Raw genomic sequence first — 16,518 nt, forward strand, 5'->3', positions numbered from 1 at the left:
GCCCGGCCCTTTTTTCTACGCCAGTGCCGGTTTGCCTACGGCCACGGCGGCCAGCAGGGATGAACGGGCCAGGCCCAGGGCATACCACGCGGCGTTGACGTGCATATCCACAGCATGTTTTGCGGCGGGGGCGGCTGCGTCTCCCAGTTCAAAGCGAACCGCCAGATGCGTCCAGTTCTCGGACAGTGCCAAACATTCCGCCGCCCGCTGGATGTCTTTGAACAAGGTGTGGAGTTTGGGGAGATGGCTTGCTTGAACTGGGAGTGTGCAAAGGTCGGTTTTGCTGACGGGAAGATGGGCATGCCCGCTGGGGGCGGGCGACTGCGCACGCACCCAGGCAATTGCTTCATCCAGCTTTTCCTTGGGCCAAGGGAAAACCCGGTTTAATCCGAACTGATGGCGGATGCGTTCCAGAGCCTTGATACGGACGATCCCGGCGCGCTTGCACCAATCATTGATGGCGACGTTCAGCGGGATTACTTCAGTGTTGGTGCAGTAGGGCTTGGGCGGCACGAGCGTGGCTGCGGACGGAGGCAGGGCGGCCCGCTCTTCCGCCGCCAGTCTGTCCAGCACATCCAGCACCCAGCGGCGAAACGCCTTGGCTACCGGGGTGCGGGATAGTATGCCCACAAGATGGCATCCACGCATCGAAAAAATACGGGCTACAACCTCTGTCAGGCCCACCGTCATTTTGACGGTGGCTGACATCATTGAAGAAAATTCTTCCTTATTCCGTTCGTAAATTTTGAGAACGGAATCTTCACGAGCGTAGCCAAGAGCTTGGGAAAGTTGGCGGGCGGTAATCCACGGCTGCCCATTCCGGGAAATGATTTTGAACTGGACATCGTTGAAACAAAGGGCCTGTGACATGGGAACCTCGCAAGTGCTTACGTTGGCCCTATCTAAAATAGACAAGGCTGGGAGCCGTAAACCGCTTGCGTGCGGTCGGGGACGTTACCGCTACCCCACTCCCAGCCGTGTTATGGCCGTATCATATGCCAGAAACGCCAAGAAAAAAAACTTGACAGGCATAAAAATAGCCATGCTTGAGGTGCTGGCGACCTACGCAAGTGGAGTTTACGGACTCCGTAGGAAAAAGACGCCATAAAATTATGAGGAAGTCAAGATTTTTCTTGAGTCTAGAAAATGAGGAGGGTAGAGATAAAATTAGGATTTGCTGATAAGGAGAGCATATGCCTGAAAATGATATTTATAAAGCAAGAAATATGTTTCAACTATGCGGACTTTGTGAACATTATAAATATGGGTATTGCAAAGAGCATCATTGCGAAACAGAAGATACTAATGTATGCGATTATTTTTTAAGTCTTGACGATGAAGAAAGTAAAAATTGCACAAATGAGGGATGTCTTGAAACGATGTTACCATTTCTTTTAATTCTTTTAATCTACTATTTATGTAAGTAAAAAACATGTCCGGCGTAAATTCGTCTTCGTTGCACCGCAAGCCATAATTACGATCATCAAAATATCCTACGCAGGCAAGCTCCACAGCGCGAATCCAAAGGCTGTTCTGGTGGGTGACGTGGGGTGAAGATGAAATCGTTGAAGCAAAGAGACTGTGACATGATGCAACCTACGTGTTCTGAATTGCGCCTCTCGGAAAATAGAAAGCGCCGGGCGTTCAGAACGGCGTAGGACCGCTGGCCGCCTTTAGCTTACGCTTGGACATATCGGCCACACCCGGCAACAAATACTCTGTAGCATGAGCAAAAGTCAAAAGTAATCTTGACTTTTGAAAGAGGCATAAAAAAGCGCCTGCTGACGGGTGGCGTTGCCGCCTACGGGGTTCTGAAGCCCGTAAAAAGAGGACGCCATAAAGTCGAAGGAAAGTCAAGGCTAGTTGAGAAGGCTGTCGATGGTTCTTTTGAAATCCTTGATTCTGTCTTCGATCTTCTGAAGTTCGTCGTTATCCTGCTTATATTGGGGCGTAGGCTTTTCCGTTGGCTGGGTTAATAAGTATTTCCCCTCCCTTTCCCTTGCTTCTTGTGCCACTTTGAGTTTTTTGATTTGTTTTTCACGTAACTCTTGAATGTATGGCCTATGTTCTGCAATAATATCTTTTACTAATTTTTTGCGTGAATCGCCTATTACTATCGTATCAACAATAATCAGGGGTATTATAATTAATGTAATTTTTACTATAAACTCAAATCTTTTTTCTTTTTTATTTTCTCGAATGTCATGAAGAAATATATTAATAAAATCAAAAATATTAGAAAAGAAATCGCCATGACGTATGGAGGATAACTTTTTTTTGTCTTTTTCTATTTCTTCAAACATGAAGCGTTCGGCATATATAGGGTCTTCAGCCATATCCTGCGGGGTCAGGGGCGGTACTTTGTTAAAAGCGCTTCCGAACATGGCCATCTGAATATAATTCCCAGGCTGTTGCGAGGGCGCAGAGGCGTCCGCTCGAGCCACCGGCGCAATCACGCACAAAAAGAGGAGCGCCAGCAGCGCACAGCCCACAACCTTTTTCATGCCCTAATTGTAAAGGGCCTTGGGGGCTTTGACAATCGTATAGGGAGTGATGGCGAGTCGGAGGAGCAGCATTAGCAGAGGCGGGGGCGTGCCGCCCTTCGAACCCTGCTCAATTTCACGCTTCATTACTTCGAAGGTAAGCCGAGTCGATCAAAGAAAGCTCTGTTTCGTTCTTTCGCGGCTTTAATCAGCCGGTCAAATCCAATTACTTCGATATATGCTTTATAGTTATCGTTATAACCAAAATACCCCATATAGTCGCTTGTAGGTTTCAAGCCAACAAGCTTTGCTCTTTCAATCATTTTCGGAGTCAGGTCGGCTAACACATAGCAAAAAGCAGGAATAGACTCGGATTGTGGGATTATTCTACCGCCAGATGTCTTAACTTGCCCATCACGAATTTTTTGAACATAAAGTAGCGCCTGCTCTATTGGGTTATCTTTTTCCCCCTCAGTAAAGTCATTACGCATAGGGCGCTTTATTTCAACAACTGTAATACTTGCTAGCGGTAATTGCTGCCCTTCATTAACAAGAAGAGGGTTATCGTATACATTTACACATGCGATATCAGGCTCAAGAGTTTCTGTAGCTCCCGTTATGGGCATTGCCAATAAAGTTTTGTCTGAACCAAGATAACTGTGAAAGGCAAGTCGTTCATCAATCAGCCAAAGGTTTGCATCTTCGAACTTAATTTCATCCGATTCAACCTGCATTGGCATAATAAGCTGATGGACAACATTTTCTTGAGAATATTTTCCATCCCTATGTCGTTTTATTACTTCTTCAAAGAAATCCAAAACAACTTTTCTATGCGATACATAATTCGCCAAATCCGACATTTTTATGTCACTAGCCATTGAGAGATACTGCTGCAACCTTGATTCATAATCCTCAAATGGCTCATCTTTTTGCGGATTAACTAAATCGTGGCCTTTAGAAATCAAGTTTAGTTCAAGCTCTGAAAGCCTCTTATAAAGAATTATATCTAGTTCTTTATCAGAAGTGTCGGGATCAACATTCAGTTCAGGGTAATGCCTCATTATGGGTTTATACTTTGGGGCCGTTGTTGAGACAAAGCTCTCCACACGTTGGCGACCAGTTGTTTTATTCTTATCAAGAATTACGTCCAGCCGTTCAGCAATTTTGGTTAGTACTGCGCTATTGATATCTTCAAAAACTATTTCATCGTCAGTTGATTCATCTATCAGACCTAGTAGGCTAGATTGGTCTGAATCAACATTGTTTCTATTTTCTTCGATATCAAACCCTGTTCTTTCTGAACGAACTCTTTCATTTAAAAAAGGAGAAACTACAAAGCATAAGTAAGCAAAGTAACCTGATTTGTCAGAAATCCTTCTATAAAGTCCGGGGATTTTGTTCGTAATGTTTTCTTTTTTTACCAAACGGTCAGCAGCACAGTAGCATATTTCATGACTACTAAGATTAGGATTTCGTGCCTTTATATATGTCAGCTCAAAATCATATTGTTTTATTTTTAATGTTTCATGCTCAATATTTCCAAGGGTGTAACCATCAAATATATCATCTAAAAGAACAGTTGTTTTTTCATCAATTAGGCTTATTTGGGGGCGACCGCCCTCTCGAATAAAATACCAAAGACAATGCTCCAACATATTATGAGCAATAGTATGTACTGTTTTAGGAGCGTATTTGCGATATCCGGGCAAAAATCCTGATAAAGTAACTACCGTTTGAGGCTTGTTAGCTGAAGATAGCGGCTTACCATCTGGATTTGTAGGGTTAACACCCTGCTGTTTATCAAATGCAAATGTTCGCTGAAATATTTTCTCATCTACAGAAAAATAGTTACTTGTCACATTTACATTCTTAAAAGCTTTCAGCCAAAGAAGACGGCCTATCCCACGGCACCCTTTTTCTTCTTTATAGTCGCTATCAAGTTCTTTGAAAGATTTCATGTTTGCATCATTAAAGCCAACGCCATTATCGGTAATTTTGAAGCCAATAATTTCTGGTAAAGCCTCCGGGCCATACTTTTTCGTATTTTCATCACTGACAAGACTTGCTTGCTCCATAGGTTTGGATTCGCGCAAGATTTGTATAGAAATATTGCCTTCCGTAATTGCTTTATCAGGCAAGTCTTCACATGCATGGATAGAATTTACGACTGCTTCAAATAGGGGCAACAATGCATGAGTCCGTGGGAGGGTCGTATTGCGTAATCTGCCCGGTAGATTCGTGGTTAAGCTCATATCCTATCCATATGCTGATATTTGGTAAATTTACTTCTGGGAACGAGTAATTATAACGAGACAATGAGTAGTACTCAAGGATTATCGGTTGCCAAAAATTATTTAGCTAATTATTGAATAGCCTGTGTCCATTCGAGTCATGGGCCATCACCTTGGGGAGTTGACGGTATTTCTAACGGTATCCAAAAACTCAAATATATTTTATCAAATAAAGATAAAAGATTAATCTACTAATTCAAGTGAGTCAAGGGAGTTGCCCGGACGGGCGGAAGTGATACGCCATTGAGATAGGAGGAACGCTGGAAATTCAGCGCTCGCCCCCGAAGAACGCAAGGGGCGGAAATAGATTCACACCCTTGGAAAAGGCGCGGGCTTGCGGCTGCGGAATACCAGAGCATACAGGCCGGATTCGGAGATGATGAGTAAATTAGGATTCCCGCCTTGCGGAGAGGTTCCTTCAGAATTCCTGAAGTAACCCCAATACTGTTGGGGTTCATCGTAGCAACTTCAGATACTGATTATGCGCTTCTGCGTAACGCCGTCAGACCTGACTTCAGAAATGCTGAATTCAGCCTTTTCGTCCTCATCCAAAAGGAAGAAGTAGAGGCCCTGTTCGGAAATGGTGAGCATTTCCTGCTCTCCGCCAGGGGTGTCTATAATATGGACCCCCTTTTCATCCTCGTCCAGAAGAGCAAGGCTTGAGCGCGGGTTTTCCAGTGCAAGAATCTCGCAAACATCCTTCGCCACAAACCACGGTTCGCCTCAACGGCAGGGAACACTTTCACGTCATGCGGGATATTCGCGCCATTCTTGAAGCCGATGATGACGGATTTGGAACATCCAATTTTGGAGTATCCTCCTATCTATCCGAACAGAATAAGGAATTTCCCATGTACGTCATGAGCAAGGACAGTTTCAACATTCTTCAACAAAAAGGCCGGGAGTGTACTACCGGGGTATGCGTTTTTACCGGCTATTGACACTAACATTCGTTTAGCTCATTTTTTAATACAGGGAGCCGTGTCCTCTGGAGGTACTAGAATGAGCCTTGATCGTATTCTTCAACAATTATCCCGCTTGAAACTTTCGTCTCCTGGGGATGAATTATCCATCGGCGCCATAAAAGCAGGCCCTTATATCGTCTTCGGAGACGCCACGGGTGAGACTGTGCTTATTGTTGAACATGATCATGCCAGCCGTATGCTCAGTACAGCAGCGCGGTCCAACGGGCAGATACCGAGAGATTTCTTCTGGTCTGGGAAGTGGCTTGAGGGGCTGCCATTCTATCGAGGGTTCGAGAACCTTTGGGAGGCGTTGCCGCGGGAGCCGCGTGACGTATCTGTTGCCGTGCCGCGTAGCTCTGAAAGAATGAGTATCGGGCGTGCCAAGAAGCTGGATAAGGACTTATGGTTGTTTGAATCTGAAAATGGCGAATATGCGCTTGTCCCCTCGAAGGAAACAGCGCGGTGGATTCTGGGAGAGTAGCAGAGGCTATTTCTGTACAAGTTGTCTCCTTTTGTTTTTTAATTGCCGACTCGCCAAGGCAGGCTTTCGTCAATCCACCGTTTTCAAACTATCCAGATAATCCGCCCATTCCTGCATCATGCGGCGGCGCTCCGGCAAATGCTCCGCGTAGTTGTAGGCGGCCCGCACATGGTCGCGTTCCCCGTGGGCAAGCTGGCGCTCGATCCAGTCCCGGTTATATCCCATCTCATTGAGCAGGGTAGACGCCATGCCCCGGAAGCCGTGCATGGTCATTTCATCCTTGGTAAAGCCCATGCTGCGGATCGCCACCAGCATGGATTCAATGGAAATCGGTTTCGTGTCTGTGCGTATGGAGGGAAAGAGAAAGCGCCCGTTGCCGGTATAGGGCTGTAACTCCGCCAGGATACCCAAGGCTTGCCGTGAGAGCTGGACAATATGGCGTTGGCGCATCTTCATCTTGCTGGCCGGGAGCCGCCATTCTTTTGCCGTGAGGTCGAATTCCGCCCATTCGGCTTTCTGCAGCTCGCCAGGGCGCACAAAGAGCAGGGGGGCAAGGCGGAGGGCGCAGCGCATAGGAAAGAAGCCGCCGTATGCGTCTATGGCTCGCAGAAGTTGGCCGATGCGCTTCTTGTCCGTGAGGGCGGCCATGTGCTTGACGTTGACCTTGGGTAGGGCGGCGTGAAGCCCGGTTGAAACATCGTACTTGGTCCGCCCCGTAGCAATGGCGTAGCGAAAGACCTGACCACAAATCTGGATCAGGCGGTGGGCCGTCTCAATAGCTCCGGTCTGCTCAATCCGCCGGGCAGCATTCAAGATGTCCGTAGGTTCGACCTCCGCAATGGGCTTTGCCCCTACCACGGGGAAAATCTGGCGCTCAAAGAGAGATCGTACTTTTTTGGCATAGCTGGGCGCGAGATTCACCACATGCTTGTCAAACCATTCCCGCGTCACGACTTCAAAGGAGTCAGCCTCCGCGCTTGTGAAGCTGGCCTTGATGGCTTGGCGCTGGGCGCTGGGGTCAATGCCCTGGGCAATGAGTTTTCTAGCCTCATCACGTTTGACGCGCGCTTCTTTCAACCCCGTGTCGGGGTAAGTCCCAAGCGAGAGCAATTTTTCCTTACCCCCAAGCCGGTACTTGAGCCGCCACCACTTACCCCCGCCTGGGGTAACAATGATGAATAGTCCCCCGGCGTCATACAGCTTGTATGGTTTATCTTGGGGCTTGGCGTTGCGCAGGGCCGTGTCAGAAAGAGGCATGGGTGGCTCTTGGGGTAACAGTTTTTGAGATAAGCCAGTTACCCCTAAAAGTTACCCCAAGAAAAGAACGGATGTCAACGGGCATTGGCGAACTCTGGCGGAGTGTGATTTTCCATAAAAGCAAAGCCCGCCGGGGTCTTGCGAACCTCGGCGGACTTTGGCGGAACTTGCATTGGTGGGCCCACCAGGACTTGAACCTGGGACCTGCCGGTTATGAGCCGGAGGCTCTACCAACTGAGCTATAGGCCCGAGAGCTTTCGTATAGCCGGAAGCAACCGCGCCGGTCAAGACGGATCGGGCGCGAGGCCGCTCGCCCCCGCGTCGTCCGCTACATGGCGTGGCCGGTTTCCAGCAGGGCGATCTGTTCGTCCATGGCTTTTTTCAGCGGCGCGGGCAGGCCCATGATTTCCACATTGAGGAAACCGCGCACAATGGTGGAGGCCGCCTCATCCTCGTCCAGGCCGCGCGCCATGAGGTATTCGATTTCCTCCTGGGCGATCTTGCCCACGGCGGCCTCGTGCGACAATTCCACGCCGTCCTGGTTGCTGTTCAACTCCGGGATGGCATGGATGCGTCCGCCGCCCATGATCAGGCCCTTGCATTCCAAATGCCCCTTGGCCGGGGCCGCCGCCGCGCCGATGTAGCCCCGGTTGATCACCGTGCCGCCCGTGGTCAGCACACGCGAGATGACCTCGCCGCGCGTGTCCGGGGCGTTGAGTTCAATGCGGTTGCCGCAGTCCACGTACGAGCCGGCCGGGGCCACGATGACCGAATTGAAGCGGGCCACCGCATTGTTTCCGGTCAGTTCCATCAGCGGGTACATCTGCAGATCGCCCACGGGCTTGAGCAGGATGTAATTGTTCTGAAACTCGCCTCCGGCTTCCACCCGCCCGGCGGAGCGGGGACGCACCGTGGTGCTGTCGCCCCAGTTGTGGATCATGGTGAAGGTCAGCTTGCCGCCTTTTTCCACATAATATTCCGTAATGCCCAGGTGGGCGGCGTCGCGCGCCTCGTGGGCCGTGGCGCAGCCGCCCAGAATGTGCAGTTCCGCGCCTTCCTCCACCACCACGATGTTGTGGATGCTCTGGCCCGCGCCGTGTCCCTTGATGAACATGCAGGACTGCACGGGCTCGCTGATTTTGGCGCCCTTGCGCGCCCGCACGAAATAGCCGCCGTTCAGGTGCTCGCGGGCCATGCGGGTGAAGTCGTCCTTGTCCGGGTCGAGCAGCTGCCAGTAATAGCGCGGCAACCCGTCGAACTTCTTGAGGGCCGCGCGGATGTCCATGAGCTCCAGGCCGTCCCGGCGCGTCTCACAGTGCACGCCCGCGTGGTTGAGCTGCATGAACGCGCCGCTGACCTGGCGGTCGTTGACGTCGATGCCCGCCAGCACCAGACGTTCGCGGTCCTCGGCCGGCAGACGGGTCAGATCGTCGATGGGAGCGGCGTTTTCACCGCCGCTGAAGGAAAAGCGGGAGAGATCCACGGTACTCATACGAGGGGCGCCTCCGCGATTTTGCCGTACATGTCGCCTGCTAGACATCGCAGGCATTCCTGATAGCCGTGGTTGGCGATGTGGTCGAGAATTTCGCGCGGCCGGGCCTCGCAGCAGAGCTTGCCGTGGTACATGACCTGGCCCCGGTGCGCGTTGACGTATTCCAGAATGTGGCCGGTGTGGGTGATGATCAGCCCGCTGGTGGAGCGCCTGCGCTCCCGCTCGCGCAGGGTGGCGCTGCAGGCGTCGGGCCTGCCGTCCAGCAGATGGCGCACGGTGTTGCCCACCAGGGCCATGTTTTCCAGGTCCACGCCGGATTCCGGCTCGTCGAAGAGCAGCAGATCCGGCCGCTGGGCCATGAGCTGCAAAAGTTCCGAGCGCTTGATCTCGCCGCCGGAAAAGCCCGCGTTGACGTCGCGGTCCAGAAACTGGTCGAAGTGCACCTTGCGGGCCATGGCCGGGATGTCCATCTCGCGTCCCCGGCCGCAGAGCTCCACCAGCTTGCCCGTGGGCAGACCGTGGATGGTGGGCGGGCGCTGGAAGGACATGCCGATGCCCAGGCGGGCCCGTTCGTACATGGGCGCGTGGGTAATGTCCTGTCCCTTGAAGATGATCCGGCCCTCGGTGACCTCGTAGCCGGAAACGCCCATCAGGGTCATCAGCAGGGTGGTCTTGCCCGAACCGTTGGGCCCGAAAAGAATAAAGGTTTCGCCGGGCTCGATGCTCAGGTCGATGCCCTTGAGCACGGGCGTGCCCTTGATCGAAACGTGCAGATTATGGATTTCAAGCATCGCTGTCCCCGTTTTCCCCAAGGTATTCCAGTACGTCGTAATGCACATGGTCCAGAATATGGGTCAGTTGGGAGATGCACTCGTCGCCCACGGCCCTGCCCAGCAGGTTGACGATGAAAGCCGCGCGCTTGGCGTTGACCAGGGCCTCGTAGCCCGGATCCGTGCTGTAGGGAATGGCCCGGACGGCCTCGCTGAAGGCCGCCAGTTCCTCTTCGGTGACGTTCTTGATGGGCTGGGGCTCATTGTCGAGAAAGACCACGCCTTCCCGCAGCTCCAGCATGACCGCTTTGCCGTGCATATTGGCGATGCACACTTCCATACGCTACCCCTTATAATGGCAATTCATATATGATGGCAAACTTGGGCCGCCGTGTCCAGTCCGGCGCGCGGCGGGCACAGGGCAGACGCATCTAAAAAGTCTTTATTCCCCGATAGATCGGGGACAGAACAAAAAAGAGGCGAAGCCACCTTTGCTCCGCCGGAGCGAAGCGCAGGCGGATGGCTGGTGCCGGGAGAATCCTGGAAAATGCGCTGGCCGTTGCCGCGTCAGCGGCTTGCTTGATCCGTACGGCTCACAAGTTCGCCTACGGCTAAAGCTCCTGCGTCGCAACGGCTGAAGCAAGATTTTTGCGTGCCGGCAAGGAAAATGACACTTTTTGCGCGGAAACCGACCGGAAGGCGGCCCAAAGGGCCGTGCCCGTTGGCGAGCCGGGCGAGCCTTACGGGCATCGAGAGCAGAGCGTACTCAAGTACATGAGCAGCAAAAAAGCGCCGGATGACGCAGCCGGCACACAAAAGGCTGGTTTTGACGGGTCATCACGGCAAATAAAAAGCCTGCAAAGCCTGGAATTAGATGCGTCTGCCCTGCGCGGCGGCCCGCTTGCGGCTCGTGCGGGCTTTGGGCTAGCATGTCGCACGGAGGCTCTTATGTATGTGATCACCGGCGGCGCGGGCTTTATCGGCAGCGCCCTGCTCTGGCAGTTGAATCGCATGGATCTGGACGAAATCGTGGTGGTGGACAATCTGGCCAGCAGCGAGAAATGGCGCAATCTGGTCAAACGCCGCTATATGGATTATCTGCACCGCGACCGCTTTTACGAGCTGATGCGGCGCGACGCCCTGCCCTGGAAGATCACGGCCGTGGTCCACCTGGGGGCCTGTTCCTCCACCACCGAGCGCGACGCGGACTTTCTGATGGAAAACAATTTCCACTACAGCCGCGATCTCTGCCGCTACGCCCTGGACAAGGGCGCGCGCTTCATCAACGCCAGCTCCGCGGCCACCTACGGCGACGGCAGTCTGGGCTTCAGCGACGATCCGGCCCTGATCCCCCGCCTCGCGCCCCTGAACATGTACGGCTACTCCAAGCAGCTCTTCGACCTCTGGCTGTTGCGCGAGAAATTGCGCGGCGAGGTGGTCAGCCTGAAATTCTTCAATGTTTACGGCCCCAACGAATATCACAAGGGCTCCATGCAAAGCGTGGTGGTCAAGGCCCACCGCCAGATCCGGGAGCACGGGCGGCTGTCCCTGTTCAAATCCGACGTGCCGGGCCTGGCCGACGGCGAGCAGAAGCGCGACTTCGTCTACGTCAAGGACTGCACGGCCCTGCTGGCCTGGCTGCTGGAGCGCAAGGACGTCAGCGGCATCCATAATGTGGGCACGGGCGCGGCCCGCAGCTTCAATGACCTGGGCCGGGCGGTATTTGCCGCGCTGGGACGGGAGTGCCGCATCGACTACGTGGATATGCCTGAAACTCTGCGCGGCAAATACCAGAATTACACCCGTGCCGAAATGGACTGGCTGTCCCGCGTGGATTGTCCCCTGGGTTTCACTTCCCTGGAAGAAGGCGTGGCCGATTACGTCTGCAATTATCTTGAGAAAGAGGGCTCCTACCTCTAAGCCAATCGGGGAAATCTGCCGATATATGAAGAAAATATCCGACATGCGGCCAGCCGGTCGCGTGCCGGAAAAACGCGCCCTATGCGCCGGATTGGGCGCGCCGCCATAGTCCGGGATTTTCAGAAGTGATGGAGATGCATGTGTTTGCTTATTGCGGGGAAAATCATCACGCTTGTGGTTGTGGCCATGGCCCTGTTCTGTACGGCCGTCCTTCTGACGGCCATGCGCCTTTTGGAACCCCTCTGGACGCCGACATCGACGCCGCCGCGCAACTGGCCAAAGCGGCCACGGACGCCGTAACGGAACCGGCCGGGCAGACGCGGGCCCTGTTCGGGTTGATCGAGAAAATGAGGAGGGAATAGACTATCCCGTGGGAAGTTGGAGTATCGAAAATCACACACGGGGGAGTCGTATGACAATCAGAACACGATTTTTGCTGGCTTTTATTGGGACCATCCTGCTCATTGCCGGCGGGGTTATCAGCTATGTGGCCGTACAGATGCGCGACGACGCGGAAAGTTATTACATTTCCTCCTCCAGCGTGGAATTGCGCCTGATGAACGATTATATTGAGGAATTTCTGAAGACGGCCATCAATAATGCGGCCATAGCCGCCAAAGATACCGAATTTGCCGGGGCCGGGGGCATTTTTCCCCGTTACGTGGAAAAGGATGTTGAAACCGTTTTTCGCGTGGCGGATCTGAGCCCGGAGGCGCGGCACCTGATGGAACCGCTGTCGCGCCTTGACAAGGATTACGACAGCTACGTGGAAGTGTACGCCGGTTTTGCCGACGGCAGTCTGGTCACGACCCTGGACGGCCTGAAGTTTCCCGCCCATTTCGATATGAGCAAGCGCCCCTGGTATGTAACGCGCGCCGGAGCCGCCGAGGATGTGGGGCTGGCCGGAGCCTATACCTCCATGTCCGGGGAAACGGTTTTCGCCATTACACACAAGATAAAGGACGCGCAGGGCAGGCTGGCGGGCGTGCTGGGCATAGATGTGACCTTGAAGCTGCTTGCGGACAAGTTTGCGGAACTGAGCAAGGGCAACAACGGATATTTCGTGCTTATCGAAAACACCGGCAAGATCCTGTGCGAACCCGCGCATCCGGCTTTGGTGGGCAAGGTGCTGGGCAAGGACATCAATGACGCGGGCATGCTGCGGGTCTTTGGCACCGACAAGGGCGTGGTGCGCCTGACCGTGGACGGCGAGGCCATCCAAGCCAACGTCATCACCAACTCTTTCGGCTGGAAGCTGGTCTCCGTGCAGAGCGATGCGGCCATCTACGCCCGCAGCAACGCCACTGTGCGGGCTGTGGCCCTGATTACCCTGACCCTGGCCCTGCTGGCCCTGGCCGGGGCGGTCTGGGTCGCCCGTTCGGTCAGCAGGCCCCTGGCGCGCATCGTCGAGACCTCCAGGGAGATTTCGGCTGGCAATCTGGACGCGCGGCTTGACCCCAAAGACTATTACGGCGAGTTGTTCCAATTGCAGGAGGTTCTGAGCGACATGGTGGCGACGCTCAAGCAGCGCATCGCCGAGGCCCGCGAACAGTCGGATCTGGCCAAAACGGAAACCGCCAGGGCCCAGGAAGCCGTACAAATGGCGGAAGAGGCCCGCCATAAGGCCGAAAATGCCCGGCGCGAAGGCATGCTGGCCGCCGCCGGGCAGCTGGAAGGCGTGGTGGGCGTGGTCGGCTCGGTGGTCGCCGGGCTCTCCGACCAGATTGAACGATCCGAGCGCGGCGCGGCGGAACAGGCCACCCGGGTGACGGAAACCGTCACCGCCATGGAGGAAATGAACGCTACCGTGACCGAAGTGGCCCGGAACGCGGGCACCGCCTCGGAGGTCTCTGCGGCTACCCGGCAGAAGGCCGAGGCCGGGGCGGAAGTGGTTTCGCGGGCCGTGGACAGCATCCACCGGGTGGGGGAACAGTCCCTGAAGCTCAAGGACGACATGCGCGCCCTTGCGGAACAGGCCCGGTCCATTGACCGGATCATGGGCGTGATTTCAGATATTGCGGACCAGACCAATCTGCTGGCCCTGAACGCGGCCATTGAAGCGGCCCGCGCGGGCGATGCCGGGCGCGGCTTCGCCGTGGTGGCGGACGAGGTACGCAAGCTGGCCGAAAAGACCATGGCCTCCACCACGGATGTGGGCAACGCCATCAAGGCCATCCAGCAGAGCGCCGGTCAGAGCGCGGAACAGGTGGATATTGCCGTGCGGATCATCGACGAGGCCACGGAGTTCGCGGGCAAGTCCGGCGAAGCCCTGCAGCAGATTGTGGAGATGGCCGATTCCACGGCCGACCAGGTGCGGACCATTGCCACGGCCTCGGAGCAGCAGTCCGCCTCCAGTGAGGAAATCAGCCGCTCCATCAGCCATGTCAACGCCATCGCAGGCGACACCGCCCAAGCCATGCAAGCGGCCGCCGGCGCTGTGACGGACTTGGCGGAACAGACGCGGGCTCTGAGCGGATTGATTGAAAACATGAAGAAGAGCTGAGCGGTCGGACCGTTCCGTCCGATTTTTCAGCCGGATGACAAGGGGGGAGCGCCGTTGGCGCTCCCCCCTTTCGCATTGCCTGACGCCGCTTGTCGCGGCCGATCTCAGACGCTCTTTTCCTGTGGGCTTTTGCCTTCCGCCTCCTGCTTCAGCAGGTAGCCCTTGCCCCAGGCGGACATGGCCTTCAGAACCGGTTCCATGCTCCTGCCGAAATCCGTCAGCGAATATTCCACTTTGGGCGGGACGACGGGAAAGACCTCCCGTCGCACCAGACCGTCCCTTTCCAGTTCGCGCAGTTGCTGGGTCAGCATTTTGGGCGTTGCGCACGGTATTGCCCTGCGCAACTGTGAAAAGCGCAACGTCCCGGTAATGAGCTTGTAGAGAATCAGGGATTTATACTTCCCGCCGATGATATCCACGGTGGCTTCCACCGGACAGTGCCGTTCCACCGGAACCGGTGTTCCCGGTTTTTTCCCGCTGCCGTGGCTGTCCGCGTCGTCTTGCGCCATCTTCAGTATCCTTTCAGGTACTATATACCAAAAAAGTGCGTTCTTGCTCTAAATATATGTATAGTTCTAAAACTATCCACAATCAAACGGAAGGCAATTGTGTTCATGAGCCATGAAAAAGCGAGGATGAGAGCATGATTTTTCAACAGATCCGTAACGCCACAAGCATTATTACCTTTGCCGGAAAGAAGTTTCTGCTGGACCCCTTTCTGGCGGACCGGGGCGCGCTTCCACCCGTGCCGTCGCCCCACAATGAAAGTCCTAATCCCCTTGTGCCCCTGCCGCTGCCCATTGAGGCCATCGTGGCTGTGGACGCGGTCGTGGTCACCCATATGCACCACTTCGACCATTTTGACGAAGCGGCCCGCAAGGCCGTTGCCAGGGACATGCCCGTGTTTGTCCAGAACGAAAAAGAGGCCTCGGACATGCGGGCTCTGGGCTTCACCGCTGTCGCGGCTCTTACGGAAACGGGCGTCGGCTTTGGGGGGATCACGCTGCACAGAACGGATGCCCTGCACGGCCAGGGCGAGGCAGCAGCGCGCAATTACCGGGAGCGGGGTATTCCAGCCGAGACCTGCGGCGTGGTTTTTGCCGCTCCGGGCGAGAAAACCCTGTACGCGGCCGGGGATACCGTCTGGTATGCGGGCGTGCGAGCCGCTCTGGACCGCTATCGGCCCGATGTTGTCGTGCTCAACGCCGCCGATGCCCGTTTTCATGACGAGACGCCCATCCTCATGGGCGCGGACGGCCTGTATGAAGTGGCCATGGCCGCACCCCAGGCTACGATCATCGCCGGCCATCTGGATGCGGTCAACCATGCCCGGTTGGGTCGCGCCGGACTGCGGGAATTTGTGAAAGCCAGGGGGCTCTCGGAGCGGGTGCGCATTCCCGAGGACGGGGAGGTCTGTACTTTTGACGAGCGTCCGTTGTAGGGGCTGTTTCCCAATTGGTTCTTTTACTGTTAAAGCCGTCCGCGCTTTTTACTTCAGTGGAGTTCCATTGAAAGTGCTCTCCCTGTGTAAATCCCGCGAGTTGTTCCGGCACGGCGTGCCTGAGATGACAGTGCCACCCGCATGGGCTATCCTTGAAAAAAATTGACAATATGTGTGTGCCTTGCGGCCTGTCCTTCATCCGGCGGAGACCGGCAATGCTCAGATGTCTGCTTTTTGCTTTGCTGTGGGGGTGGGTCATGATCCCGGTTCCGGCCTTGAGTGCGCCTCTTTCCTTGGATGAAGAGACCATGCTGCGGGAACCGGACACGGACTGCACGGGGCCTGTATTGGCGCTGGACGGGCTGAGTTCCCCCCTGCGCCTGTGCGCAGGAAGCCGTAGCGGCGATAATCCGCCTGAGTGGCTGCAAAGCAGGATACGGCAGATCCGTTTCATGGGTGCGACATTGCCTTTCCAGTGCGAGCTGGACCTGGAATCGGGGCGCAGGGTTCCCGCCCATGTCCCGGCCATGAATGAAGCGTTGCGGGGGGCGGAGCGGGCATTGCTGAAACTGCTGGACCAGGATTACGACAGTGTGCTCAGACCGTTGGCGGACAAGGCCAACGCCGAGGCCGTCCGCAAGGGACGCGGGAGCGTGGCGTTGCCCGCGCGTGGGGATTTCCGCAGACTCTGGCGCCCCGTGGAGGTATTCGCGGCGTTTAGGGTCGATGAGGACGGGAATCTGCGTTCCATTTTTTTCATGACATGGGCAAGCCGTGAAATAGTCCGTCCCGGCGAGGAGCATTTTCAATGCGATGCGCTGTGCGTGCGCATTACGGACGGCGTTCCGGACCGAGTGGATTTCTGACAACGCGCCGCGCGCGGCGAAGCAAAGGAAAAGGGGGCACGCCGCACGG

Annotated in this window: 15 protein-coding genes, 1 tRNA gene and 2 pseudogenes; 7 read left to right on the top strand and 11 right to left on the bottom strand. The window is 55.0% G+C overall.

The genetic code is table 11. The features are described 5' to 3' along the window. Positions 1 to 15: 15 nt before the first annotated feature. Positions 16 to 870 (bottom strand): BRO-N domain-containing protein, encoded by an 855-nt coding sequence (locus HMPREF1022_RS16710; RefSeq protein ID WP_009303500.1) that lies wholly within the window; start codon positions 868 to 870, stop codon positions 16 to 18. 323 nt (positions 871 to 1,193) lie between these two features. On the opposite strand from HMPREF1022_RS16710, the gene HMPREF1022_RS18270 reads away from it, so the two are divergent. After that, positions 1,194 to 1,427 carry a hypothetical protein gene (locus HMPREF1022_RS18270; protein ID WP_009303501.1) on the top strand — a complete coding sequence of 78 codons (234 nt, stop codon included), beginning with the start codon at positions 1,194 to 1,196 and terminating at the stop codon, positions 1,425 to 1,427. A gap of 432 nt (positions 1,428 to 1,859) precedes the next feature. Here HMPREF1022_RS18270 and HMPREF1022_RS13290 read toward each other — a convergent pair whose 3' ends face one another. From HMPREF1022_RS13290 to HMPREF1022_RS13300, 4 genes and pseudogenes are all read right to left on the bottom strand, one after another. After that, the gene (locus HMPREF1022_RS13290) at positions 1,860 to 2,504 is read right to left on the bottom strand and encodes a hypothetical protein (protein WP_009303502.1); all 645 of its coding nucleotides are present in this window, start codon (positions 2,502 to 2,504) and stop codon (positions 1,860 to 1,862) included. A gap of 125 nt (positions 2,505 to 2,629) precedes the next feature. Continuing rightward, positions 2,630 to 4,735 (bottom strand): hypothetical protein, encoded by a 2,106-nt coding sequence (locus HMPREF1022_RS13295; RefSeq protein ID WP_009303504.1) that lies wholly within the window; start codon positions 4,733 to 4,735, stop codon positions 2,630 to 2,632. Between the two features lie 348 nt (positions 4,736 to 5,083). Beyond that, positions 5,084 to 5,185 (bottom strand): annotated as a pseudogene (locus tag HMPREF1022_RS19190) (BRO family protein); the annotation flags it as partial. 57 nt (positions 5,186 to 5,242) lie between these two features. Beyond that, a pseudogene (locus HMPREF1022_RS13300) lies at positions 5,243 to 5,485 on the bottom strand (BRO-N domain-containing protein); the annotation flags it as partial. Here HMPREF1022_RS13300 and HMPREF1022_RS19130 point away from each other — a divergent pair. After that, entirely contained in the window at positions 5,452 to 5,715 is a 264-nt protein-coding gene (locus HMPREF1022_RS19130; RefSeq protein ID WP_442852270.1) for a Rha family transcriptional regulator, read from the top strand. The pseudogene HMPREF1022_RS13300 and the gene HMPREF1022_RS19130 sit on opposite strands and share 34 nt — an antisense overlap. A 61-nt stretch (positions 5,716 to 5,776) precedes the next feature. Continuing rightward, positions 5,777 to 6,220 (top strand): hypothetical protein, encoded by a 444-nt coding sequence (locus tag HMPREF1022_RS13305; RefSeq protein ID WP_035061813.1) that lies wholly within the window; start codon positions 5,777 to 5,779, stop codon positions 6,218 to 6,220. Between the two features lie 69 nt (positions 6,221 to 6,289). Here the strand turns inward: HMPREF1022_RS13305 and HMPREF1022_RS13310 are convergent, their stop codons facing one another. The 5 genes from HMPREF1022_RS13310 to HMPREF1022_RS13330 form a co-directional block, all read right to left on the bottom strand. Beyond that, positions 6,290 to 7,477 carry a tyrosine-type recombinase/integrase gene (locus tag HMPREF1022_RS13310; protein ID WP_009303507.1) on the bottom strand — a complete coding sequence of 396 codons (1,188 nt, stop codon included), beginning with the start codon at positions 7,475 to 7,477 and terminating at the stop codon, positions 6,290 to 6,292. 173 nt (positions 7,478 to 7,650) lie between these two features. Beyond that, a tRNA-Ile gene (locus tag HMPREF1022_RS13315) sits at positions 7,651 to 7,726 on the bottom strand. Positions 7,727 to 7,805: 79 nt separating this feature from the next. Next, on the bottom strand, positions 7,806 to 8,969 hold the full coding sequence (locus HMPREF1022_RS13320) for a SufB/SufD family protein (protein WP_008685208.1): 1,164 nt from the start codon (positions 8,967 to 8,969) through the stop codon (positions 7,806 to 7,808). Continuing rightward, positions 8,966 to 9,760 carry an ABC transporter ATP-binding protein gene (locus HMPREF1022_RS13325; RefSeq protein ID WP_008685211.1) on the bottom strand — a complete coding sequence of 265 codons (795 nt, stop codon included), beginning with the start codon at positions 9,758 to 9,760 and terminating at the stop codon, positions 8,966 to 8,968. The genes HMPREF1022_RS13320 and HMPREF1022_RS13325 overlap by 4 nt, the downstream gene beginning before the upstream one ends. Then, positions 9,753 to 10,079, bottom strand: a complete 327-nt coding sequence (locus HMPREF1022_RS13330) for a hypothetical protein (RefSeq protein ID WP_008685213.1) — start codon at positions 10,077 to 10,079, stop codon at positions 9,753 to 9,755. Before HMPREF1022_RS13330 ends, HMPREF1022_RS13325 begins: the two co-directional genes overlap by 8 nt. Before the next feature lie 608 nt (positions 10,080 to 10,687). On the opposite strand from HMPREF1022_RS13330, the gene rfaD reads away from it, so the two are divergent. Continuing rightward, positions 10,688 to 11,659, top strand: a complete 972-nt coding sequence (gene rfaD, locus HMPREF1022_RS13335; protein ID WP_009303508.1) for an ADP-glyceromanno-heptose 6-epimerase — start codon at positions 10,688 to 10,690, stop codon at positions 11,657 to 11,659. Positions 11,660 to 12,071: 412 nt separating this feature from the next. Next, positions 12,072 to 14,162 (top strand): methyl-accepting chemotaxis protein, encoded by a 2,091-nt coding sequence (locus HMPREF1022_RS13340; protein WP_009303509.1) that lies wholly within the window; start codon positions 12,072 to 12,074, stop codon positions 14,160 to 14,162. Positions 14,163 to 14,266: 104 nt separating this feature from the next. Here the strand turns inward: HMPREF1022_RS13340 and HMPREF1022_RS13345 are convergent, their stop codons facing one another. Continuing rightward, on the bottom strand, positions 14,267 to 14,671 hold the full coding sequence (locus HMPREF1022_RS13345; RefSeq protein WP_009303510.1) for a winged helix-turn-helix transcriptional regulator: 405 nt from the start codon (positions 14,669 to 14,671) through the stop codon (positions 14,267 to 14,269). Between the two features lie 134 nt (positions 14,672 to 14,805). Here HMPREF1022_RS13345 and HMPREF1022_RS13350 point away from each other — a divergent pair, with 134 nt between their 5' ends. Together HMPREF1022_RS13350 and HMPREF1022_RS13355 are read left to right on the top strand one after the other, a co-directional pair. After that, the gene (locus tag HMPREF1022_RS13350; protein ID WP_009303511.1) at positions 14,806 to 15,603 is read left to right on the top strand and encodes an MBL fold metallo-hydrolase; all 798 of its coding nucleotides are present in this window, start codon (positions 14,806 to 14,808) and stop codon (positions 15,601 to 15,603) included. 215 nt (positions 15,604 to 15,818) lie between these two features. Further along, positions 15,819 to 16,469 (top strand): hypothetical protein, encoded by a 651-nt coding sequence (locus HMPREF1022_RS13355; protein WP_009303512.1) that lies wholly within the window; start codon positions 15,819 to 15,821, stop codon positions 16,467 to 16,469. Positions 16,470 to 16,518: the final 49 nt, after the last annotated feature.

The sequence above is a fragment of the Desulfovibrio sp. 6_1_46AFAA genome (genome assembly GCF_000224635.1).
GTDB classification, from domain to species: domain Bacteria; phylum Desulfobacterota; class Desulfovibrionia; order Desulfovibrionales; family Desulfovibrionaceae; genus Desulfovibrio; species Desulfovibrio fairfieldensis.

Coding starts and splice junctions, on each gene's coding strand:
- HMPREF1022_RS16710 (WP_009303500.1), bottom strand. CDS start 870: ATGTCACAGGCCCTTTGTTTCAACGATGTCCAGTTCAAAATCATTTCC.
- HMPREF1022_RS18270 (WP_009303501.1), top strand. CDS start 1,194: ATGCCTGAAAATGATATTTATAAAGCAAGAAATATGTTTCAACTATGC.
- HMPREF1022_RS13290 (WP_009303502.1), bottom strand. CDS start 2,504: ATGAAAAAGGTTGTGGGCTGTGCGCTGCTGGCGCTCCTCTTTTTGTGC.
- HMPREF1022_RS13295 (WP_009303504.1), bottom strand. CDS start 4,735: ATGAGCTTAACCACGAATCTACCGGGCAGATTACGCAATACGACCCTC.
- HMPREF1022_RS13305 (WP_035061813.1), top strand. CDS start 5,777: ATGAGCCTTGATCGTATTCTTCAACAATTATCCCGCTTGAAACTTTCG.
- HMPREF1022_RS13310 (WP_009303507.1), bottom strand. CDS start 7,477: ATGCCTCTTTCTGACACGGCCCTGCGCAACGCCAAGCCCCAAGATAAA.
- HMPREF1022_RS13320 (WP_008685208.1), bottom strand. CDS start 8,969: ATGAGTACCGTGGATCTCTCCCGCTTTTCCTTCAGCGGCGGTGAAAAC.
- HMPREF1022_RS13325 (WP_008685211.1), bottom strand. CDS start 9,760: ATGCTTGAAATCCATAATCTGCACGTTTCGATCAAGGGCACGCCCGTG.
- HMPREF1022_RS13330 (WP_008685213.1), bottom strand. CDS start 10,079: ATGGAAGTGTGCATCGCCAATATGCACGGCAAAGCGGTCATGCTGGAG.
- rfaD (WP_009303508.1), top strand. CDS start 10,688: ATGTATGTGATCACCGGCGGCGCGGGCTTTATCGGCAGCGCCCTGCTC.
- HMPREF1022_RS13340 (WP_009303509.1), top strand. CDS start 12,072: ATGACAATCAGAACACGATTTTTGCTGGCTTTTATTGGGACCATCCTG.
- HMPREF1022_RS13345 (WP_009303510.1), bottom strand. CDS start 14,671: ATGGCGCAAGACGACGCGGACAGCCACGGCAGCGGGAAAAAACCGGGA.
- HMPREF1022_RS13350 (WP_009303511.1), top strand. CDS start 14,806: ATGATTTTTCAACAGATCCGTAACGCCACAAGCATTATTACCTTTGCC.
- HMPREF1022_RS13355 (WP_009303512.1), top strand. CDS start 15,819: ATGCTCAGATGTCTGCTTTTTGCTTTGCTGTGGGGGTGGGTCATGATC.